19 protein-coding genes are annotated in these 21,005 nt (G+C 58.4%); 5 read left to right on the top strand and 14 right to left on the bottom strand.

Features of this window, described 5'->3' with window-relative positions; translation table 11 throughout:
- Positions 1 to 16 precede the first annotated feature (16 nt).
- The 10 genes from ABRP31_RS24265 to ABRP31_RS24310 form a co-directional block, all read right to left on the bottom strand.
- Positions 17 to 1,204 carry an ATP phosphoribosyltransferase regulatory subunit gene (locus ABRP31_RS24265; protein ID WP_087269868.1) on the bottom strand — a complete coding sequence of 396 codons (1,188 nt, stop codon included), beginning with the start codon at positions 1,202 to 1,204 and terminating at the stop codon, positions 17 to 19.
- 281 nt (positions 1,205 to 1,485) lie between these two features.
- Entirely contained in the window at positions 1,486 to 2,355 is an 870-nt protein-coding gene (hflC, locus tag ABRP31_RS24270) for a protease modulator HflC (RefSeq protein WP_087269871.1), read from the bottom strand.
- Positions 2,355 to 3,527, bottom strand: coding sequence for an FtsH protease activity modulator HflK (gene hflK, locus ABRP31_RS24275; protein WP_349971904.1), 1,173 nt, complete (start codon positions 3,525 to 3,527; stop codon positions 2,355 to 2,357). The genes hflC and hflK overlap by 1 nt, the downstream gene beginning before the upstream one ends.
- Positions 3,528 to 3,623: 96 nt before the next feature.
- Positions 3,624 to 4,925 (bottom strand): ribosome rescue GTPase HflX, encoded by a 1,302-nt coding sequence (hflX, locus tag ABRP31_RS24280; protein ID WP_087269877.1) that lies wholly within the window; start codon positions 4,923 to 4,925, stop codon positions 3,624 to 3,626.
- A 12-nt stretch (positions 4,926 to 4,937) separates the two neighbouring features.
- Positions 4,938 to 5,198 carry an RNA chaperone Hfq gene (gene hfq, locus ABRP31_RS24285; protein WP_027900444.1) on the bottom strand — a complete coding sequence of 87 codons (261 nt, stop codon included), beginning with the start codon at positions 5,196 to 5,198 and terminating at the stop codon, positions 4,938 to 4,940.
- Between the two features lie 88 nt (positions 5,199 to 5,286).
- Entirely contained in the window at positions 5,287 to 6,258 is a 972-nt protein-coding gene (gene miaA / locus ABRP31_RS24290) for a tRNA (adenosine(37)-N6)-dimethylallyltransferase MiaA (protein ID WP_349971903.1), read from the bottom strand.
- Complete coding sequence (gene mutL, locus ABRP31_RS24295) at positions 6,259 to 8,214, bottom strand: DNA mismatch repair endonuclease MutL (RefSeq protein ID WP_349971902.1); 1,956 nt, start codon at positions 8,212 to 8,214, stop codon at positions 6,259 to 6,261.
- On the bottom strand, positions 8,211 to 9,629 hold the full coding sequence (locus ABRP31_RS24300) for an N-acetylmuramoyl-L-alanine amidase (protein ID WP_087270031.1): 1,419 nt from the start codon (positions 9,627 to 9,629) through the stop codon (positions 8,211 to 8,213). Before ABRP31_RS24300 ends, mutL begins: the two co-directional genes overlap by 4 nt.
- A 14-nt stretch (positions 9,630 to 9,643) precedes the next feature.
- Positions 9,644 to 10,114, bottom strand: coding sequence for a tRNA (adenosine(37)-N6)-threonylcarbamoyltransferase complex ATPase subunit type 1 TsaE (tsaE, locus tag ABRP31_RS24305; protein WP_349971901.1), 471 nt, complete (start codon positions 10,112 to 10,114; stop codon positions 9,644 to 9,646).
- Positions 10,102 to 11,598: an NAD(P)H-hydrate dehydratase gene (locus ABRP31_RS24310; RefSeq protein ID WP_349971900.1), complete on the bottom strand. Its 1,497-nt coding sequence runs from the start codon at positions 11,596 to 11,598 to the stop codon at positions 10,102 to 10,104. Before ABRP31_RS24310 ends, tsaE begins: the two co-directional genes overlap by 13 nt.
- A gap of 62 nt (positions 11,599 to 11,660) precedes the next feature.
- Between ABRP31_RS24310 and queG the strand changes: the two genes are divergently transcribed.
- On the top strand, positions 11,661 to 12,746 hold the full coding sequence (gene queG, locus ABRP31_RS24315; protein ID WP_349971899.1) for a tRNA epoxyqueuosine(34) reductase QueG: 1,086 nt from the start codon (positions 11,661 to 11,663) through the stop codon (positions 12,744 to 12,746).
- Positions 12,747 to 12,839: 93 nt separating this feature from the next.
- Here queG and ABRP31_RS24320 read toward each other — a convergent pair whose 3' ends face one another.
- Both ABRP31_RS24320 and orn read right to left on the bottom strand, forming a co-directional pair.
- A complete protein-coding gene (locus ABRP31_RS24320) occupies positions 12,840 to 13,454 on the bottom strand; it encodes a trimeric intracellular cation channel family protein (RefSeq protein ID WP_087269888.1) in 615 nt (204 codons plus the stop codon).
- 175 nt (positions 13,455 to 13,629) lie between these two features.
- On the bottom strand, positions 13,630 to 14,166 hold the full coding sequence (orn, locus tag ABRP31_RS24325; protein ID WP_349971898.1) for an oligoribonuclease: 537 nt from the start codon (positions 14,164 to 14,166) through the stop codon (positions 13,630 to 13,632).
- Between the two features lie 96 nt (positions 14,167 to 14,262).
- Between orn and rsgA the strand changes: the two genes are divergently transcribed.
- Positions 14,263 to 15,294, top strand: coding sequence for a small ribosomal subunit biogenesis GTPase RsgA (rsgA, locus tag ABRP31_RS24330; RefSeq protein ID WP_087269894.1), 1,032 nt, complete (start codon positions 14,263 to 14,265; stop codon positions 15,292 to 15,294).
- 157 nt (positions 15,295 to 15,451) lie between these two features.
- Here the strand turns inward: rsgA and motB are convergent, their stop codons facing one another.
- The gene (gene motB, locus ABRP31_RS24335; RefSeq protein WP_087269897.1) at positions 15,452 to 16,468 is read right to left on the bottom strand and encodes a flagellar motor protein MotB; all 1,017 of its coding nucleotides are present in this window, start codon (positions 16,466 to 16,468) and stop codon (positions 15,452 to 15,454) included.
- A gap of 3 nt (positions 16,469 to 16,471) precedes the next feature.
- A complete protein-coding gene (gene motA / locus ABRP31_RS24340; protein ID WP_087269900.1) occupies positions 16,472 to 17,323 on the bottom strand; it encodes a flagellar motor stator protein MotA in 852 nt (283 codons plus the stop codon).
- Positions 17,324 to 17,531: 208 nt separating this feature from the next.
- On the opposite strand from motA, the gene ABRP31_RS24345 reads away from it, so the two are divergent.
- Genes ABRP31_RS24345 through asd form a run of 3 tightly spaced genes read left to right on the top strand, consistent with a single transcriptional unit; the run spans position 17,532 to position 20,832 of the window.
- Entirely contained in the window at positions 17,532 to 19,067 is a 1,536-nt protein-coding gene (locus ABRP31_RS24345; protein ID WP_349971897.1) for an HDOD domain-containing protein, read from the top strand.
- A gap of 45 nt (positions 19,068 to 19,112) precedes the next feature.
- The gene (gene rhdA / locus ABRP31_RS24350; RefSeq protein WP_349971896.1) at positions 19,113 to 19,928 is read left to right on the top strand and encodes a thiosulfate sulfurtransferase; all 816 of its coding nucleotides are present in this window, start codon (positions 19,113 to 19,115) and stop codon (positions 19,926 to 19,928) included.
- A 34-nt stretch (positions 19,929 to 19,962) separates the two neighbouring features.
- Positions 19,963 to 20,832 (top strand): archaetidylserine decarboxylase, encoded by an 870-nt coding sequence (gene asd, locus ABRP31_RS24355; protein ID WP_349971937.1) that lies wholly within the window; start codon positions 19,963 to 19,965, stop codon positions 20,830 to 20,832.
- Positions 20,833 to 21,005: the final 173 nt, after the last annotated feature.

Here is a 21,005-nt window from a genome sequence, read left to right on the forward strand (position 1 = left end):
CCGCCGACAGGAAAACTCAAGAAGCCAGCGGCACGACTTGCCAACGCTCGCCATGCTGAATCAATTGCCGATCACAATCGGCATCACGCGCTGCAGCCACCAGTTGCCCAGGCAACGCCTGCACAACACGCTGACCCTCACTGCGCAACTGACAAACCTGCTGCCAGAGTGCTGCATCCGTACTGTCCGGCATCCAGATACCGCCGGAAGGCAATTCGATTTCCGCACGGCCCAATGTCACCAAAGTCTTCAGGTCCGTGGAAAAACCGGTGGCCGGGCGAGCCCGACCGAAATCCGCACCGATGTCATCATAGCGACCGCCCTGAGCAATGGATTGACCCACGCCCGGAACGAACACTGCGAACACGACACCCGTGTGATAGTGATAACCGCGCAACTCACCCAGATCGAAATACAGCGGGAGCTCAGGGAATCGCGCCGCAAGGCGCTCGGCAACAGTCAGCAGATCGTCAAGGGCAGCCAACACCGGCGCAGGCGCATTGGCCAGACGATCACGGGCCGCAGCCAGCACTTCACGACCGCCACACAAGTCAACCAGCGCACGCAGCATCGACGCCAGATCGGCAGGCAGATTGGCCGTCAGCTCGATCACTTCGTCGATGGCTTTGCGCTGCAGGGCATCAAACAACAGTTGCTCAACTTCACCGGACAAACCAGCAGCACGAGCCAGACCACGGTAGATACCGACATGCCCCAGGTCCATGTGGACATCCGGCACATCGGCCAGTTGTAGCATGGCGAGCATCAGACTGATGACTTCAACGTCGCTGCTCGGGCTTGCATCGCCGTACAACTCGGCACCCAGTTGAATCGGGCTACGCGAAGAAGACAGGGCCCGCGGCTGCGCATGCAGCACGCTACCGGCATAGCACAGACGGCTCGGGCCTTCACGACGCAGGGTATGCGCATCGATGCGCGCCACTTGCGGCGTGATGTCGGCACGAAAGCCCATTTGCCGGCCCGACTGCGGGTCAATCACTTTGAAGGTGCGCAGATCCAGGTCCGAGCCCGCGCCAGTGAGCAAAGATTCAAGGTATTCGATATGAGGGGTGACTACGAATTCATAGCCCCAGCTCTGGAACAGATCCAACACCTGACGGCGCGCTACTTCTATGCGCGCCGCTTCAGGTGGCAGTACTTCTTCGATGCCATCTGGTAGCAGCCAGCGGTCAACCGTTGCCATTACGCCTTTCCCCTATGATCCGGGCGGCCCGCGCCGAGGCGAGCCTTGAGTAAAGCAGAGAGTGGTCAGGTGCTGCGCCCATTCCTGCGGGCACGGCGAGCGCCCGAGAATGGCTCTTTCAGACCACTGTCCTCGAAAATCTTGCCACTGCTGTGGCCAATCAATCGTGCAGACGCAAAAAAGCCGGGAATTTCCCGGCTGCCGCATCATACACACGTTTTACCGCATGATCACCCCGCCGAACGGTTTTGCCGCCCGGCGGGTGGATTACGGCTTTCAGATCACGGCTTGGATTTTTCCAGGTAGCGGAAGAAATCGCTGCTCGGATCCAGAACCATCACGTCGCTCTTGTTCGCGAAGCTTTCACGGTAGGCGCGCAGGCTACGGTAGAACGCGTAGAACTCCTGATCCTGACCGTATGCCTTGGAGTAGATCGCGGAAGCTTGTGCATCACCATCACCACGGGCCTCTTCAGACTCGCGATAGGCTTCAGCCAGCAACACACGACGCTGACGATCAGCGTCGGCACGGATGCCTTCAGCCAGCTCGTTACCCTTGGCCCGATGCTCACGCGCTTCACGTTCACGTTCGGTACTCATCCGCTCGAAGACGCTGCGGTTCACTTCTTTCGGCAGGTCGATAGCCTTGACCCGAACATCGATAACCTCGATACCCAGTTCCTTGCTTGCCATTGCATTCAGCGAAGCGGTGATGTCAGCCATCAGCGCGTCACGCTCGCCCGACACAGCTTCGTGCAGGGTGCGCTTACCGAACTGGTCACGCAGACCGGATTCAAGACGACGCGACAGACGCTCATCAGCGATTTGCTTGAGGCCCGATGTCGCGGTGTAGAACACTTCCGCGTCCTTCACACGCCACTTGGCGTAGGCATCAACCATGACCGCTTTCTTTTCCAGCGTCAGGAAGCGTTGGGTCGGTGCATCCAGAGTCAGCAGGCGGCCGTCGAACTTGCGCACCTGATTGACGTAAGGAATCTTCACGTGCAGACCCGGTTGAATATTAGGTTCAACCACGCGACCAAATTGCAGCATTACGGCACGTTCAGTCTGGGACACGATAAACAGGCTATTCCAGGCAACTACCGCCAGCACTACAGCAACAATCAGGGCGATCAGCGATTTATTGCTCATCAGCGAGTCTCCCTTGTACGCGGCTGCTGAATTTCTGCGGCGCGTGCGCCTGCATCAGCTCCGACTGCGGCGGCACCGTTAGTCGGGGCAGCGCTGTTACCGCTACGGCCATTTTCGATCATCTTGTCCAGCGGCAGATAAAGCAGGTTGTTCCCGCCCTTTTCGCCCGTTACGAGGACCTTGCTCGTATTGGTGAACAACTCTTGCATGGTGTCCAGGTACAGACGCTCACGCGTGACTTCCGGAGCCTTGCGATACTCGGCAACCAGTTTGGTAAAGCGATCAGCTTCACCCTTGGCGCGCGAGATCACTTCGTCGCGATAACCGTTGGCATCTTCGATGATGCGTTGGGCCTGACCACGCGCTTCCGGAATCACACCGTTAGCGTAGGTTTCAGCCTGGTTGCGCGAACGTTGCTCGTCTTCACGGGCACGGATCACGTCATCGAACGCTTCCTGAACCTCACGAGGCGCGGCAGCACTCTGCACGTTCACCTGAGTGACGGTGATACCGGTGCGATAGGTATCGAGGAAGCGTTGCAGACGCTCCTTGATTTCACTCGCCATCAGCTCACGACCTTCAGTCAGCACCTGGTCCATGGCCGTGGAACCCACGACATGACGCAAAGCACTTTCAGTGGCGTGTTGCAGACTGACTTCCGGCTGATCAACGTTCAGCACGAAATCACGCAGGTTGGAGATTTTGTACTGCACGGTCAGCGGCACTTCGACGATGTTTTCGTCTTCAGTCAGCATCTGGCCCTGTTTGCTGTAGGCACGTTCGCGAGTCACGTTTTCCATGTACTTGCGATCAAACGGCGGGAAATAGATATTCAGACCCGAACCTACGGTTTCGTGGTACTGACCGAAGCGCAGCACAACGGCTTGCTCCTGCTCGTCCACGACGTAAATGGCGCTGTACAGCCAGATCGCGACCAGCACGACCAGACCAATGCCCAGCAAGCCGAAACCGCCACCCTTGCCAGGGTTGCCGTTACCGCCACCGTCACCACCACTGCGTTTCTTACCACCACCGAACAACCCATTCAGGCTTTCCTGCAGCTTTCGGAAGGCCTCGTCGAGATCCGGTGGCCCCTTGCGGTCGCCGCCCTTGCGCTTACCACCCCAAGGATCCTGATTATTCGAGTTGCCACCCGGCTCATTCCAAGCCATAGCGCTCTCCATCTGATAAAGCAAAGACGCGCCCGCGGCGCGCCGACCAATGCTACAGAATGCCCGAGAAAGCCGTACAACGGCTTTCTCACGCTTTTATTGCAAAGTGTGTTGCTCGATGAATTCCAGCGGCTGCAGTCCTTCGCGACTCACCAGACGATTGAACTCAACGCGCGGTAAACGTACTGCCAACAAGCTACTGCCTTGCTCGTCATATTCTTCGCTCTGCACCGCACCCAACTCGAAGAACTGGGCGCGCAACCGGGCGAAATCCTGAGACAGATGCAGGGTGCCGACGAACAGATCGTCACCGAGTAACTCGGCAACAGCCTGCTTTAACAGGTCCAGCCCGCGACCATCACGCGCTGAAACCCAGACACGTTGCGGCTTGCCATCGGCATCGCGTTGTATCTGCGGCTCTACGCCTTCAAGCAGGTCGAGTTTGTTATAGACCTCGAGTATCGGCAAGCCCTCGGCACCGATCTCGCCGAGTACCGCCATAACCTGCTCGATCTGCTCCATTCGCTCAGGCTCGTGAGAGTCGATGACATGCAGCAGCAAATCAGAGTTGCTGGACTCTTCGAGCGTAGCGCGAAAGGCCTCGACCAGCTTGTGTGGCAGGTGACGAATGAAGCCCACTGTGTCGGCCAGCACGATAGGCCCCAGGTCGTCGAGTTGCAGACGGCGAAGGGTCGGGTCGAGTGTGGCGAAGAGCTGATCCGCAGCAAACACATCGGAATCGGTCACAGCATTGAACAATGTCGATTTGCCGGCGTTGGTATAACCCACCAGTGAAACCGAAGGGATATCGGCGCGCTTACGCCCGCGACGGGCTTGCTCACGCTGACTGCGGACCTTTTCAAGACGGCCTTTGATCTGTCGCAGACGAACCCGCAACAGGCGCCGATCCGTTTCCAGCTGGGTTTCACCAGGACCACGCAGGCCAATACCACCGCCCTGGCGCTCAAGGTGAGTCCAGCCGCGAACCAGCCGCGTGCTCATGTGCTCGAGCTGTGCCAGCTCGACCTGCAACTTGCCTTCATGAGTACGCGCACGTTGCGCGAAGATGTCGAGGATCAACCCCGTGCGATCAAGGACGCGACACTCGAAAACTCGTTCGAGGTTACGTTCCTGACTGGGTGTCAGCACGTGATTGAAGATGACGATATCGATTTTTTCGGCTTTGACCTGGTCGCGAAGCTCCTCGACCTTGCCACTGCCAATCAGATATTTGGCCGATGGCCGATGACGCGGCACGTTGACGAACGCGACGGTATCGGCGCCAGCCGATATGGCCAACTCCCGAAACTCCTGCGGATCTTCGCGCGCCTCAGGGTCCTGACCATCCAGGTGAACGAGTATTGCGCGTTCACCACCACTGTGGCGCTCAAAGAACAAAGCAGACTCCTATCAGGCGTTACCTGGCTCAGCGTCGCCCTGCTCACCTTCGGTTGCGCTAGGCAGACGAATCGGGCGAACCGGAACAACGGTAGAGATTGCGTGCTTGTAGACCATTTGGCTGACAGTGTTCTTCAGCAAAATAACGAACTGGTCAAAGGACTCGATGGTGCCTTGCAGCTTGATGCCGTTGACGAGATAGATCGAAACCCCAACCTTCTCTTTACGCAGGGTGTTCAGGTAAGGGTCTTGTAGCGAATGCCCTTTTGACATGTGCCGCACTCCTTTAAGGATCAATAATAATTCGAATTCAATTGGCTTGAACCGCCACCCCCCAAGGATAGACGGCTATTGCAAGGACTCAGCTCAATATGGAGACCGACCCCAGGTATTTCAAGGCGCGTGGCAAATTGTCGCTGGCCAGGCTGTCCAACCAGTGTAAATCGTCCCAGCTACGTAGCCAGGTAAACTGTCGTTTGGCCAGTTGGCGAGTGGCAATAATGCCCCGCTCCTGCATTTCAGCCCATGTCAGCTTTCCATCCAGATGATCCCAGACCTGGCGATAACCGACGGCTCTTATCGATGGCAGACCCGCGTGCAGGTCGCCTCTTGAGCGTAACGCCAGAACTTCGTCCAGGAATCCCTGGTCCAGCATTGTTGAAAACCTTGATGCGATACGGCCATGCAACACCTTGCGATCTGCCGGAGCAATGGCCAGGTTGGCGACAGTATAGGGCAATTGCGGTCTACCAGAAGCCGCAGCATCAGTAGTTTGCGCAGTTTGTTGTTCTCTATGTGCTGTCATGCTCAACCCGCTGACCCGATAAACCTCCAGCGCACGTATCAATCGCTGCGGGTCATTGGGGTGGATGCGCGCCGCAGACACCGGATCCACTGCTGCCAACTGGTCATGCAATGACTGCCAGCCGTGGGTTGCAGCCTGTGCTTCCAGCTCCGCGCGAACACTTGCATCAGCGGCCGGCATATCCGCCAACCCGTCCAGTAGAGCCTTGAAATACAACATAGTGCCGCCGACCAGCAGCGGAATTTTTCCGCGAGCGGTAATTTCCGCCATCGCAGCCAGCGCATCACTGCGAAAATCGGCTGCAGAATAGCTTTCGGCTGGATCAAGAATGTCCACCAGACGATGAGGAAACTCGGCCAGTTGCGCTTTGGAAGGCTTGGCGGTGCCGATGTCCATGCCGCGATAGACCAGCGCCGAATCGACGCTGATCAGTTCGCAAGGCAGGACTTTGCACAGTTCCATGGCCAGATCGGTCTTACCCGAAGCCGTCGGCCCCATCAGAAAGATGGCCGGAGGTAGAGCGCTCATTCAACGACCGCGCAGGAAGAGTTTGTCCAGATCATCCAGACCCATTTGGGTCCAGGTAGGTCGGCCATGGTTGCATTGACCGCTGCGCTCGGTGTTTTCCATGTCGCGCAGCAGACCGTTCATTTCCGGGATCGCCAGACGGCGGTTGGCCCGAATCGCACCGTGGCAAGCCATGGTGCCCAGCAATTCGTTCATGTGAGCCTGAACCCGGTCACTGGTGCCGTACTCCATCAGATCCGCCAGCACGTCGCTGACCAGACGATTGGCCTCGGCCTGTTTCAACAAGGCCGGAATCTGCCGGATCGCCAGACTTTCAGGGCCAAGGCGCTGCAACTCGAAGCCCAGACGCTGGAATGTCTCGATATGCTCTTCGGCGCAATCGGCTTCGCGCTGGCTGACTGCAATAGACTCAGGCACCAATAAAGGCTGACCGCTCAAGCCTTCACTGGCCATCGCAATCTTCAGCCGCTCGTACATGATCCGCTCGTGCGCAGCATGCATGTCTACCAGCACCAGCCCGTGAGCGTTTTCCGACAGAATATAAATGCCCTTGAGTTGCGCCAAGGCATAACCCAACGGGGGAATGTCGCCCTGAGTTTCTGGCAACGAAACGGCAGGCGTACCGGGCAACGGCGCATAAAACTCGCGATAAGCGCTTTGCGCTTCGGCGGCGGGTAAGGTCGCTGTAGGGCGTGGCGTGTACTGATATTGATAACCAGCGCCCGCACCTGAACCGGCTGGCGGCGCATAAGGTTGAGCCTGAGGCTGCTCCAGCAGATTATTGGCCAGACGCATTTCACCCTGCGGCCCGAACTCACCGGCTTGCGGGCCAGTGGGTCGCTCGACGGCAGTGACGGGCGCAGCGCCCGCGAGCTGATCTTCGGGACGCACATCGCCCAGCGCCCGGTGCAACGTGCCATACAGGAAGTCATGCACCATACGCCCGTCACGGAAGCGGACTTCGTGTTTGGTCGGATGCACGTTGACGTCAACGACGGCGGGATCAACCTCGAAGAACAACACGAAGGTCGGGTGACGACCATTGAACAATACGTCGCGATAAGCCTGGCGCACCGCATGCGCTACCAGCTTGTCGCGCACTGCCCGGCCGTTCACAAAGAAATACTGCAAGTCTGCCTGGCTACGAGAAAAGGTCGGCAACCCGACCCAGCCCCACAGATGCAAGCCATTGCGCTCAATCTCGATGGGCAGCGCCTGCTCCAGAAAACCAGGGCCGCAAATGGCCGAAACGCGTCTGGCGCGAGCCGTGTCGTCGTTGGCTTCATGCAGACTGAGGATCGTCTTACCGTTGTGCCGCAAATGGAACGCCACGTCGAAACGTGCCAGTGCCATGCGCTTGATCACTTCCTGGAGGTGATCGAATTCGGTTTTTTCCGCCTTGAGAAACTTGCGTCGCGCCGGGGTATTGAAGAACAGGTCGCGGACTTCAACCGAGGTGCCCACCGGATGCGCAGCAGGCTGGACTCGGGAGGCCATGTCGCGACCTTCGGTTTCGACTTGCCAGGCTTGATCGGCATCACGCGTTCGGGAGGTCAGAGTCAATCGCGCCACAGAGCTGATCGACGCCAGCGCTTCGCCGCGAAAACCAAGACTCATGACCCGCTCAAGGTCTTCCAGCTCGCGGATCTTGCTGGTGGCATGACGAGCCAGGGCTAAAGGCAGGTCATCAGAGGAAATCCCGCTGCCGTCGTCACGAACCCGCAGCAGCTTGATGCCTGCCTGTTCAACATCGACATCAATACGCTTGGCGCCTGAGTCCAGGCTGTTTTCCAGCAACTCCTTGATGACCGATGCTGGCCGCTCGACCACCTCACCCGCTGCGATCTGGTTGGCCAGCCGCGGGCTGAGCAACTCGATGCGCGCAGCGTTTAGGGCTGCTGCGCTGGCGGGGGCCTGAACGTCAGGCTCAACACTGTCGAGAAGAAGATCGGTCATGGTTGAGTCGCCACCTCGGAGCTAGGGATTTTCAGGTCCTGCCCGACACGCAACTCATCCGTCTTCAGATTATTGGCACTGCGCAACGCAGCAGGGCTCATGTCGTAACGGGCGGCAAGCATCGAAAGGCTTTCCCCCGAACGCACCACATGGTTACGCGGCCCTTGGGCAAGTTTGCCGTTATCGCGTAGCCAGGAGATATAAGTGCCTTGCGGTGGATTCTGCTGGAAGAACTGCTTCACGCCAGAGTTGATTGAACGCGCCAGTGCTTGCTGGTGCGAGGCAGCGCTGAGCTTGGCGGCTTCGGCGTTGTTGGAGATGAAGCCGGTTTCAACAAGAATCGACGGGATATCAGGCGATTTGAGCACCATGAAGCCTGCCTGCTCAACACGGGATTTGTGCAGCGACGTCACGCGACCAATATTGGTCAGGACTTTCTGCCCGACATTGAGGCTCGATGACAACGAAGCAGTCATGGACAGGTCCAGCAATACCCCGGCCAGCATCCGGTCCTTGTCATCCAGGCTTACCGCGCCAGCACCACCGATCAAGTCGGAACGGTTTTCGCTATCAGCCAGCCAACGCGCCGTCTCAGACGTAGCGCCGCGCTCGGACAGGGCGAATACCGAGGCGCCAAACGCCGCTCGCGACGGCGCAGCGTCAGCGTGAATCGACACGAACAGGTCCGCGCCTTTGGCCCTGGCAATTTCGGTGCGTTTACGCAACGGGATGAAGTAGTCACCGGTTCGGGTCAGCTCGGCGCGGTAGCCTTTTTCAGCATTGATCTGACGTTGCAGCTCTTTGGCGATGGCCAGTACCAGATTCTTTTCTTTCTGCCCGCTACTGCCGGACGCACCCGGATCCTCTCCACCGTGACCTGCATCAATCACGATCACAATGTCACGCTTGCCGTTAGGCACGGGCGTCAGTTTGATTTCGGGTTTGGCCGGACTGACCGGTACGGCAGGCGCGGTGTTCGCGGCCGTATCGGGAATGGTCGGACTCGGATTGGCATCACCCGGTTCATCGAACAGGTCAACGACAAGGCGGTTGCCGTATTGCTGGTTCGGGGCCAGGGTGAAGCTCTTGGGGGTCACGGCCTTTTTCAAGTCGATAACCACGCGCAAATCCGTAGCGGTCCGCTGAGCGGAACGCATGCTGGTAATGGGCGTATTGGCCATGGGCACATTCAGCGGACCACCGAGGGTCGCACCGTTGATATCGATAACCAGTCGGTCAGGAGAAGTCAGGGTGAAAACGCTGTGCTGGACGGGTCCGGACAGGTCAAAAACCAGTCGTGTGTTATCCGGTGCACGCCATAGGCGGACACTTTTTACCTGTGTTGCGGCCAGCGCATCAACAGCCAGGGCTGTCAAAAGCAGACCCACTACAGTAACCAGCGCGCGAATGCGCATACCTAACCCCATTTCTATTTGAATTCCAACGCCAAAGCGGCACACCAGGTTTCGCCACGCGAGCCCGTCGGGCTCAAAGTCAGTGCTCGACCTTGCGCATGCTGCCTAATGGTAATGGTCAGGTCAGGCTTTGGCAAAAAGCCTGCACCGAGCTGGGGCCACTCGATCAAACAAAGTGCATCGCCTTCCAGGTAATCGCGGATGCCCAGGTACTCAAGCTCCTCGGGGTCGACCAATCGATACAGGTCGAAGTGGAATACGCGAACCGAACCAATTTCATAGGGTTCGACCAAGGTGAAGGTCGGACTCTTGACCGCGCCCTCATGCCCGAGGCCACGGATGATGCCCCGTGAAAGCGTGGTTTTCCCTGCGCCCAGATCCCCTTCCAGAAAAATAACGCCGCTCCCTTGAGTCACCTGGGCAATACGTTCACCAAAGCTGGTCATGGCCTCTTCACCGACCAAATGCAGCGTTAACTCAGACACGGTTGCTGCTCCTCCAATAACTGACGAATGGCTGGAATCAAATCACTGGCCGCCAGCCCACGGCCCGCTTCGCCGACCCGCTGTCCAGCGCTGGCATGCAGCCAGACCGCCAGACACGCCGCATCGAACGGTTTCATTTTTTGCGCCATCAGCGCACCGATCAGCCCGGCGAGGACATCGCCCAGACCCGCAGTCGCCATGGCCGGATGGCCGCGATCACACAGCATTAATTGCCCATCGACGTCAGCGATCAGGCTGCCGCTGCCCTTCAATACACAAACCGCCTGGTATTTATCGGCCAGTGCCCGCGCGGCAGCAGGGCGGTCAGCCTGGACTTGTTTAGTGGTCATCCCCAGCAAGCGCGCAGCCTCGCCAGGATGCGGGGTAATAACGCTGCCCTCGGGAAGTGAAACAAAACCTTGCGCCAACTGATTAAGGGCATCGGCGTCCCACACTTGCGGACGTTGAGCATTGGCCGCCGCTGACAGCAGGCTACGGCCCCAGGCGGCTTGCCCCATGCCAGGGCCGACCACCAGAACACTGGCGGGCTCAATCAATGCCATCAACTGGTTAGCCGAACGAATCGCCGCGCTCATCACTTCGGGCATGCGAGTCAGCGCAGCAGGAATGTGTTCGGCTCGGGTCGCCAACGTGACCATGCCCCCGCCACAGCGCAAAGCACTTTCAGCACTCAGCAGACAGGCCCCGCCGAAACCATGATCGCCGCCAATCACCAGCACCCGACCATACAGACCTTTATGAGCAGTGCGAGGGCGTGAAGCCAGATGCGGCAGATTGAAGGTATCAAGGCGAGTCGCGCTGCGAGTGGCGTGAGCGACAATGGCCGGATCAGCCTGCAAGTCGTCGAATACCAGCTCGCCCACCAGGTCCGGTGCATCACCGGTCAGCAGGCCCAGCTTCAAGCCTATATAGGTCACGGTCAGATCGGCCCGCACCGCGACACCCAGAGTACGTCCGGTATCGGCGCTCAGCCCGGAGGGAATATCCACCGCCACGACCGGCAAGCCACTGGCATTGATCGACTCGATTGCCGCGGCGTACGGCTGGCGAACGTCACCGTTCAAGCCAGTCCCCAGCAGCGCATCCAGCACAATGCCGCGCAACGGCTGATCAGCCCACGATTGAACATTCAGACCAGCAGCGACTGCCGCGCGGTAAGCGTCAGCGGCATCGCCAGCCAGCGCGGCGGGATCGGCCACGCTGAACACCTGAACATTCCAGCCCGCTTTGCGCGCCAGAGCGGCGATCAGATAACCGTCGCCCGCGTTGTTGCCGCGACCGGCCAGCACGCTCAATTCCCGCGCTTCGGGCCAGTGTCGACGCAGCGCACGCCACGTCGCATGGGCGGCCCGTTGCATCAATTCACCGCCGCAAGTACCCGCAGCAATGAGCTGTGCGTCCAGTTCGCGGACCTGCGCGGCACTGTACAGCGCGTCGGGTAATTGGGGATTCGTGTCGACCATGCGTCTCTTGGCTCCGATGTCTGGCAGAATTATACGCACCTCCACCCGGTTTCTCCTTGCGCATGCCCGTAATTACTGTTGATTCGCCCAATACTGTTGACCTTGTCACCCTTGCTCAATCGATCAAGGAGTGGGGCCGCGAGCTGGGTTTTCAGCAAGTCGGGATTGCCGGGCTCGATCTCGCCGAACATGAGCAACACCTTGAGCGCTGGCTTGAGGCGGGCTATCACGGCGAGATGGACTATATGGCAGCGCATGGCAGCAAACGTTCGCATCCTGAAGAGCTGGTACCCGGCACCTTGCGGGTAGTGTCGTTGCGCATGGATTACCTGCCGGGTGACACCGAGATGACTCAGCGCCTGACTGAGCCGGAAAAAGCCTACGTGTCCCGCTACGCTCTGGGTCGCGATTATCACAAGTTGATCCGCAAACGTGTTCAGCAACTGGCCGAGCGCATCCAGCAAGCCATCGGCCCGTTCGGCTATCGCGCCTTCGTTGACAGCGCCCCGGTGCTGGAGAAAGCCATCGCCGAAAAGGCCGGGCTTGGCTGGATTGGCAAGAACACGCTGGTGCTCAATCGCAAGGCTGGCAGTTTCTTCTTCCTGAGTGAGCTGTTTGTCGACCTGCCATTGCCGGTGGACGCTCCCCATGCCACCGAACATTGCGGCCGCTGCACTGCGTGCCTGGACATTTGCCCCACCGCTGCCTTCGTTGGGCCTTATGTGCTGGATGCCAGACGCTGCATTTCTTATCTGACCATTGAATTGAAAACCGCCATCCCCGAGGAGCTCAGGCCGCTCATCGGCAACCGGGTGTTCGGTTGCGATGACTGCCAGATCGTTTGCCCATGGAATCGCTTCGCCCGCCCGACCGACCAAAGTGATTTCCAGCCACGCCATAATCTGGATAACGCGGGTTTGGCGGAGTTGTTCATGTGGGACGAGGATAAATTCCTCAGCAATACCGAAGGGTCACCCCTACGCCGCGCCGGTTACGAACGTTGGTTGCGCAACCTGGCGGTGGGGTTGGGTAATGCGCCGTCGACGATCCCCGTGCTTGAGGCGCTTGAGGCGCGGCGTGAGTATCCGTCGGAGTTGGTGAGGGAGCATGTGGAGTGGGCTTTGCGGCAGCACCAACACCGCGGTTAACGGCTGGAGCGAACTTGTTCGCGAGAAATTACTTCAACCGATGAATTCGCATCGAATGACAGAAATCCTCGCGAACAAGTTAGCTCCTACCGGTTAGTGCTCATCACCCTTGTAGACAAACTTCGGCATGTTCCAGTTAAACCGGATAGCCAATAGCCGCAGCAGCAAGCCACCAAACAGGGTAATCAGGATGCTCTGCTCTTCAGGCAACTGCAGATGCTGACACAGCAGAAAGCACCAGGCCGCGAGGAACGAGACGCTGGCGTATAGCTCGCGACGGAATACCAGAGGAATGTCGTTGCAGAAAATATCCCGCAGGATGCCGCCAAATACTCCGGTGATAACCCCGCACACTGACGCCACCAGCAAGCCGGTCCCGGCTTCCAGTGCGGTCATCGTGCCGATCAGGGTGAAAGCCACTAGACCAAGCGCGTCGAGCACCAGAAACAGCGAGCGCAGATGGCGCATCAGCGGTGCGATGAAGATGGTCAGCAAGGCTGCGACGCTGGTCAGGATCAGGTATTCCGGGTGCTTGACCCACGTCAGCGGGTAATGGCCCAGCAATACATCACGCACCGAACCACCGCCAAGTGCTGTGACGCAGGCGATCAACACCACCCCAAACCAGTCCATGCCCCGTCGGCCAGCAGACAGCGCGCCGGTCATGGCTTCAGCGGTAATAGCGATCAGATAGAGCATCAACAACATGGCGGCAGTCCCTGCGACGAAGCCGCGCAGTTTAGGGCAAGCACCAAAAGAGGGCAAAGAGCGAAATTACCGATCACAACCAATTTCTGTAGGAGCTGCCGAAGGCTGCGAAACCGTCGCATCTGACACGCCGCAATCGCAGCCTTCGGCAGCTCCTACAGGAATGATGGATGCATCAGCCTTTAATGAAATGCTCGCGATAAAAGCGCAGCTCGGCGATCGAGTCGCGGATGTCATCCAGCGCCAGATGGGTGCTGCCCTTCTGGAACTTCAGCTCAGGCGACCAACGGGCAGCCAGCTCTTTGAGCGTGGAAACGTCCAGATTGCGGTAGTGGAAGTAGTGTTCCAGGGTCGGCATGTGCCGATAAAGGAAGCGACGATCCTGGCAAATACTGTTGCCGCAGATCGGTGAGCTGCGCTCCGGGACCCATTGCTTGATGAACTCAAGGGTCTGAGCTTCGGCCTCAGCCATGCTGATCGTGCTCTCGCGAACCCGCTGGGTAAGGCCCGAGCCGCCGTGCTGACGGGTATTCCACTCGTCCATTCTGGCCAGGGTTTCATCACTCTGGTGCACCGCGATGACCGGACCTTCAGCCAGGGTGTTGAGTTGGCTGTCAGTAATGATCGTGGCCATTTCAATGATGACGTCGGTGTCTGGGTCCAGACCGGTCATTTCCAGATCGATCCAGATCAGGTTCTGCTTGCTCTGCATATTTGGCTCCTCAGCGTAGGCGCGCAGTTTAGCTCACCCCGCCGTGCTAGACTCCCCCGCGTTTACTTATCAGCTGCTTTATCACTCGGAACACCCATGGCCAAACGCCAACTCAATCGTCGTCAAAACTGGCGCATCGAAAAAATTCAAGGCGAGCGCGCTGCCCGCGCCGCCAAACGCGAATCCCAAACGCTGGAAACACTTGAGGGCGGCGACCTTGGCCCCGAGCAAACGGGGTTGGTGATCGCTCACTTCGGCGTACAAGTCGAAGTCGAAGCGCAGGACGGCGATCAGGCGGGTCAGGTTTTCCGCTGCCACCTGCGCGCCAATCTGCCTGCACTGGTTACCGGTGATCGCGTCGTCTGGCGCGCTGGCAACCAAGGCATCGGCGTTATCGTCGCGCAACTGCCGCGCACCACGGAGCTGTGCCGCCCTGATAGCCGCGGGCAACTCAAGCCGGTTGCCGCCAACGTCGATCTGATCGTCATTGTGTTTGCACCAATGCCGGAGCCTCACGCCAACCTGATCGACCGTTATCTGGTGGCCGCAGAGCATGCGGGCATTCGTCCGCTACTGCTGCTGAACAAGTTCGACCTGATCAACGAGCAGAACGCCCCGGCGCTTAACGCGCTGCTGGAGGTTTACCGGACACTGGGTTATCCGGTACTTGAAGTCTCTGCGCACCACGGCGATGGTATGCAGCAACTGCAAGCTCAACTGGACGGGCATATCAGCGTATTCGTCGGTCAGTCAGGCGTGGGCAAGTCATCTCTGGTCAACAGTTTGTTGCCTGAGGTCGAAACTCGCGTAGGCCCACTGTCCGAGCTTTCTGGGCAAGGCACGCACACCACGACTACGGCGCGGCTGTTCCACTTCCCTCGTGGCGGCGACCTGATCGACTCTCCGGGTATTCGTGAGTTTGGCCTGGGCCATGTAAGCCGTGCGGATGTAGAGGCGGGCTTCATCGAGTTCAACGAACTGATTGGCACCTGCCGCTTCCGCGACTGCAAACATGACCGCGAGCCCGGCTGTGCTTTGCTGATCGCTCTGGAAGAAGGCCGCGTGCAACAGCAGCGCATGAACAGCTATCGCTCGATCATCGCCAGCTTGCCGGAAAGCAGTTATTGAAGAAGCGCCCTTCACCTTGCAGGAGCTGCCGCAAGCTGCGAAACGGTGCTGTCTGACAGAAAGCTTTCGCAGCCTTCGGCAGCTCCTACAGGTTTAGCGGCCCACAAAAAAGCCCGGATTCTTTCGAGATCCGGGCTTTTTGTTTTTCCGCTGAACGCTAGTTCTTCGTTTCATCCAGCTTCAAGGTGCCGTCTTCGAACAGGTTGAGCTTCTGACGCAGTTCACGCGGCTGGGCGTAGGGCTGCGGATCAGCCGGCTGTATGTTCGACGCCCCAGGCGCTGCGCCCGGAGCAGGCGCTGCAGGATGTGAATCACCGGCACCGCTGTTCTGACTGCCTTCCATGCGCTGCAACGCCTTCTTGGTCATGACCACGATGTCGATGCGGCGGTTGACCGGGTTCAGCGGCTGATTACGGTCATATAGCAGCGATGAGGCATAGCCGACCACGCGAGCCACCTGACCTTCAGGGTAAGTACCCGCAACCAGGGCGCGGCGAGCAGCATTGGCACGGTTGGCCGAAAGCTCCCAGTTACCAAACTCGCCATTGCCCGTGTAAGGCTTGGCGTCGGTATGGCCACTAACGCTGATCTTGTTCGGCACCGCTTTAATGGTGTCGGCCATGGCCAGCAGAATGTCCTCGAAATACGGCTTGAGCCGCGAACTGCCCGAGTCGAACATCGGACGGTTATCCGCGTCGGTAATCTGGATCCGCAGGCCATCCTGAGTAATCTCGAAATGGATCTGGTCCTTGAATTTCTGCAGTTCAGGGTTCTCGTTAACCTTGTTCTGCAATTCCTGCAGCAGCAACTCAAGACGCTCTTGCTCAACCTCCTCCGCCTTGGCTTCCGCCGTTTCGGCCTCGATTGGAACAGTGTCCGGCGTCGGGGTGTTCTTGATTTCCGGGTTCAAGGTCTGGTCGGGTGACATTTCCGGCGAGCCACCCAGATCAATCACATAGGGCGAACCACTTTCCGAAAACCCGACCGGGTCCTTGAAGTACCCGGCGATAGCGACCAGTTGCTCCGGCGTAGCCGAAGACAGCAGCCACAGCACCAGAAAGAAAGCCATCATAGCGGTCGCAAAGTCGGCGAACGCGATTTTCCATGCGCCGCCGTGGTGCCCGCCCTCGTAGCGCTTGACGCGCTTGATGATTATTGGCTGATTATTTTCCATGACTCAGCGACCGCGAACCGCTTGTTCCAGCTCACTGAAGCTGGGCCGATGCGCGGGATAGAGAACCTTGCGACCGAATTCCACGGCCAGCGAAGGCGGCATACCGGAAGCCGAAGCCACCAATGAAGCTTTGATGGCTTCATAAACGTTTAGCTCTTCCTTGGCATCATGGGCCAGAGAAGTGGCCAGTGGGCCGAAGAAGCCATAGGCCGCGATAATACCGAAGAAGGTACCCACCAATGCCGCACCTACGTGGTTACCGATGGCTGCCTTGTCGCCGTCCCCCAGGGAAGCCATGGTAATCACGATACCCAGTACCGCCGCGACAATACCGAACCCGGGCATGCCGTCAGCGATACCCGTCACGGCATGGGAAGGATGGCCAAGTTCTTCCTTGATGCTTTGCAGCTCCATATCGAACAGCCCTTCCAGCTCGTGGGGAGCCATGTTGCCGGACGACATGATGCGCAGGTAGTCACAAATGTAGGCAGTCATGCGTTCGTCTTTCAGAACGCCTGGGTACTTGGCAAAAATAGGACTGGCCGCTGCGTCTTCGATGTCCCCTTCAATCGCCATCATGCCTTCACGACGACTCTTGTTGAGAATTTCGTAAACCAGGCCCAGCACTTCAAGATAGAAGGCATGCGTAAAGCGAGTACCAAACATCTTCAGCGACTTCTTGACCACGTGCATGGTCATGTAGCCAGGGTTGGCCTGCATGAATGCACCAAAGGCAGCACCGCCAATGATCACGACCTCAAACGGCTGCCACAACGCAGCGATTTTGCCGTGTGAAAGGACGTAGCCGCCGAGCACGCTCGCGAAAACGACGATGATGCCGATAATTTTAGCCATAGGTAGAAAGTACTTACTGAGTCGGGTTCAGGGACGTGTTCGGAAGTTCTTGAAACTCTTCTTCTACTTATCGGCATATGTGGGCCAGACTATAGCCTGAAAAATAGAAAAGCCAGTTGGCCGTTGAACGGGAGCCCGCAAACACGGGTCTCACCCAATGATTTCGCAGTGTCCACTGCCTAAATTTCAGTCGCACGGGCCTTGATGCATGCCGCCAGAAAAGTCTTCACAGCTTCCCGTCCCGAACACACTCGATGCGTGGCTCAAACAATTGGACGGCATTGCATTGCCGGTTCCTCTGGCCAGCCACAGTAAAGTGCGCAGCGCACTGAACGACAGTCGCCGCTCGCTGCGGGACATCGCCGACATGATGCAGGACAGCCCGGCGCTGGTACTGAGCGTGATGCGTGAAGCCAATCATAAAAGCACTGGCTTGACCGAGCCGGCGGAAAGTCTGGAAGTGGCAATCACTCGGTTGGGCCTGGCGCGCACCGAGGTGTTACTCAATCGGCTACCCGCGCTGGAAAACGAAAAAATCCCGGTCACCTTCCGCCAATTACTGCTGATCAGCCAGCACGCGACGCAGCAGGCCAACGGCTTGTTTGCCAGTCGGCTCGCTCGCCTGTGGCAAGACATCCACTTGGGCAGCTTGTTGTTTCTGGCGCCCCTGTGGCCGATCGCACTGGCGCATCCAAAATTGCTGGATGAGTGGGAACTGCGGGTCATACACAAGGGCGAGTCGTCCCGCGCAGTAGAAAAAGCCCTGTTTGGCGTCAGCCTGCTGGAGCTGTGTATGGAGTTGGCTACCCTGTGGCGCCTGCCTCTATGGGTCACTCAAGGCTACAAATTACTGATCAGCGAACGACGGCACTTGGTCAAGGCGTTGCACATAGCCCGGGCAAACGACGACCCGTTGCAACAGCAACAGTTGATGGATGCCGATCCAAACCTGCGTCGCTGGTTTAACCAGCCCGCCAATACGGTTCTACTGGGAAATGGCCTGGCACTCGCCGCCCAACAGGCATGGGACAGCCCACACTGCCTGCGCTGGGAGTTACTGAGCAGTCTTTACCTGCAACAGACCATGGACAACGTGCAACAACAGGCCCACCAGAATGCGGCCAGTAGCGCTCGCAACCATCACGATCCGGTTTTATGGCACCCGGCAGAAGCCCTGATCTGGCCATGGGCAACCCGCCGGATTCACAGCAAATTACAGGCAGCCCCGCCACCCTCGCCTGATGCCCTGCAAAACTGGCGAAAGCTCTGCGCCGAACTGCTGGCAACCCCGAGCCCGTTCTCCAACGCCATGCACCTGACCACCACTGCTCGCGACGCATTGGTCTCCTGTGGCATGGAACGGGTGATGCTCCTGATGGCAGACAAGACCGGGACCATGTTGCGCGTTCATCAGATCGCAGGTCTGCGTAATGAAGCGACGTCTCTGGCGCTGTCTATAAAAGAAAGCACCGTGCTGCAGCGCTTGCTGGCACAGCCGACTCAGTTGCGCATGACTCCCGCCAACATCGAACAGTTCTCTGCACTACTGCCGGGCAATCTCCGCGCCCTGTTCCCGGGCAAGCACTGGCTGATTAGATCTCTGAGCAGCAACAACAAAGTATTGATGCTGGTTGTGGCAGATCAGGGCGGTGGGTTGTTTTCAGAAACCTCGGTGCAGGCTTTCGGTAAAACCTGCCAGTGCATCGAACGGGCTCTCACAAGCTTTAGTGGTCGCAAAGCCTGACAGCTGGGCTACAATTCGCCTCTTTTTTCGAATTGGAGGCTGCACATGTCCGTCTTCTCTGGTTTGCCGTTGGTCATTGAACCAAGCGACCTGAAGGATCGCCTGGATGCTCCGGAACTGATCCTGGTAGATCTGACCAGCAGCGCCCGCTACGACGCCGGACACATTCCCGGCGCGCATTTCGTTGATCCGAAACGTACCCAGTTGGGCCAGCCTCCAGCGCCCGGTCTGCTGCCTGCTCAAACCGATCTGCAAGCCCTGTTCGGCGAACTGGGCCACAACGCCAATGCGGTGTATGTGGTCTACGACGACGAAGGCGGCGGCTGGGCCGGCCGATTTATTTGGTTACTGGATGTAATCGGTCACGCCAAATACCACTACGTCGATGGTGGCCTGCTGGCCTGGGAGGCTGAAGGCTTGCCTTTATCCACTGAGGTTCCGACACCGGCTGGTGCACCTGTCGAGCTGCAACTGCACGACGCCCCCACGGCCACGCGCGAATATGTGCAAAGTCGCCTGGGCGCTGCCGATCTGGCAATCTGGGATGCTCGCGGGCCGCTTGAGTACTCTGGCGAAAAAGTTGTCGCTGCCAAAGGTGGTCATATTCCAGGCGCGATCAATTTCGAGTGGACTGCGGGCATGGATAAGGCGCGTAACCTGCGCATCCGTGAAGATATCGCAGAGATTCTCGACAGCCTGGGCATTACTGCAGATAAAGAAGTCATTACTCACTGCCAGACACACCACCGATCAGGATTCACCTATCTGGTCGCCAAGGCGCTGGGTTACCCTCGAGTCAAAGGCTATGCCGGTTCATGGGGCGAATGGGGCAACCACCCCGATACGCCTGTTGAACGCTGAAAACCCAGCTCATTTTTAAGCATTAAATTCAGGAATTTTGATGAAAGAGCGTCTGTTTATCCTCAGCCAGTACCTGCTACCGCATCACTTGCTGTCGCGTCTGGCGGGCTGTGTTGCCGAGTGCCGCGTGCGCTGGTTCAAGAATGCCTTTACCGCATGGTTCGCCCGTCGCTATCAGGTCAATATGTCTGAAGCGCAGGTCGAGGACTTGAGCGCCTATGAACACTTCAACGCCTTCTTCACCCGTGCTCTGAAACCCGGCGCTCGCCCGCTCGATGAAACGCCCGGTGCCATCCTGAGCCCTGCAGATGGCGCGATCAGCCAGTTGGGCCGCATCGAACAGGGCCGTATTTTCCAGGCCAAAGGCCACAGCTTCAGCGTGCTGGAGCTGCTGGGCGGCGACCCGGCGTTATCCGCGCCGTTCATGGGTGGCGAGTTTGCGACCGTTTACCTGTCCCCCAAGGACTATCACCGCGTGCACATGCCGCTGGCCGGTACGTTGCGTGAAATGGTGTATGTGCCGGGCCGGATCTTCTCGGTTAACCAGACTACAGCCGAAAACGTGCCTGAGCTGTTCGCCCGTAACGAGCGCGTTGTCTGCGTCTTCGATACCGAGCGCGGCCCCATGGCCGTGGTGCTGGTCGGCGCGATGATCGTGGCCTCCGTTGAAACCGTCTGGGCAGGCCTGGTGACGCCTCCAAAACGCGAGCTGAAAACGTTCCGTTATGACGAAGCCGCTCGTGCGCCGATCCATCTGGAGAAAGGTGCAGAAATGGGCCGCTTCAAGCTGGGCTCCACCGCCATCGTCCTGTTTGGCCCTGAGCAAGTGAAGTGGGCCGAGCAACTCACTGCGACATCGCCAGTGCGCATGGGCCAGGCCTTGGCACTGCCCGTACAGGTTTGAAACAGTAAAATAGTGGCACTATGTGCCACTATCAAGGTCTGATAGCCGTATCATGACGTTTCCCCTCGAGCCGGCACCGTTAGATTCGTCTGCGGGGCTGCGGCAGCAGGCCGATGCTGCTAGAGTTCCAACACCGGCTCTGTAGGAAACTTCGTATTTGATTGATGTGGATT

The sequence above is a fragment of the Pseudomonas caspiana genome (assembly GCF_040224095.2).
Classification (GTDB): domain Bacteria; phylum Pseudomonadota; class Gammaproteobacteria; order Pseudomonadales; family Pseudomonadaceae; genus Aquipseudomonas; species Aquipseudomonas caspiana.

Excerpts from the sequence above, each read along its gene's own strand:
- ABRP31_RS24265 (WP_087269868.1), bottom strand. The coding sequence starts at position 1,204 with ATGGCAACGGTTGACCGCTGGCTGCTACCAGATGGCATCGAAGAAGTA.
- hflC (WP_087269871.1), bottom strand. The coding sequence starts at position 2,355 with ATGAGCAATAAATCGCTGATCGCCCTGATTGTTGCTGTAGTGCTGGCG.
- hflK (WP_349971904.1), bottom strand. The coding sequence starts at position 3,527 with ATGGCTTGGAATGAGCCGGGTGGCAACTCGAATAATCAGGATCCTTGG.
- hfq (WP_027900444.1), bottom strand. The coding sequence starts at position 5,198 with ATGTCAAAAGGGCATTCGCTACAAGACCCTTACCTGAACACCCTGCGT.
- miaA (WP_349971903.1), bottom strand. The coding sequence starts at position 6,258 with ATGAGCGCTCTACCTCCGGCCATCTTTCTGATGGGGCCGACGGCTTCG.
- mutL (WP_349971902.1), bottom strand. The coding sequence starts at position 8,214 with ATGACCGATCTTCTTCTCGACAGTGTTGAGCCTGACGTTCAGGCCCCC.
- ABRP31_RS24300 (WP_087270031.1), bottom strand. The coding sequence starts at position 9,629 with ATGCGCATTCGCGCGCTGGTTACTGTAGTGGGTCTGCTTTTGACAGCC.
- ABRP31_RS24310 (WP_349971900.1), bottom strand. The coding sequence starts at position 11,598 with ATGGTCGACACGAATCCCCAATTACCCGACGCGCTGTACAGTGCCGCG.
- queG (WP_349971899.1), top strand. The coding sequence starts at position 11,661 with ATGCCCGTAATTACTGTTGATTCGCCCAATACTGTTGACCTTGTCACC.
- ABRP31_RS24320 (WP_087269888.1), bottom strand. The coding sequence starts at position 13,454 with ATGTTGTTGATGCTCTATCTGATCGCTATTACCGCTGAAGCCATGACC.
- orn (WP_349971898.1), bottom strand. The coding sequence starts at position 14,166 with ATGCAGAGCAAGCAGAACCTGATCTGGATCGATCTGGAAATGACCGGT.
- rsgA (WP_087269894.1), top strand. The coding sequence starts at position 14,263 with ATGGCCAAACGCCAACTCAATCGTCGTCAAAACTGGCGCATCGAAAAA.
- motB (WP_087269897.1), bottom strand. The coding sequence starts at position 16,468 with ATGGAAAATAATCAGCCAATAATCATCAAGCGCGTCAAGCGCTACGAG.
- motA (WP_087269900.1), bottom strand. The coding sequence starts at position 17,323 with ATGGCTAAAATTATCGGCATCATCGTCGTTTTCGCGAGCGTGCTCGGC.
- ABRP31_RS24345 (WP_349971897.1), top strand. The coding sequence starts at position 17,532 with ATGCCGCCAGAAAAGTCTTCACAGCTTCCCGTCCCGAACACACTCGAT.
- rhdA (WP_349971896.1), top strand. The coding sequence starts at position 19,113 with ATGTCCGTCTTCTCTGGTTTGCCGTTGGTCATTGAACCAAGCGACCTG.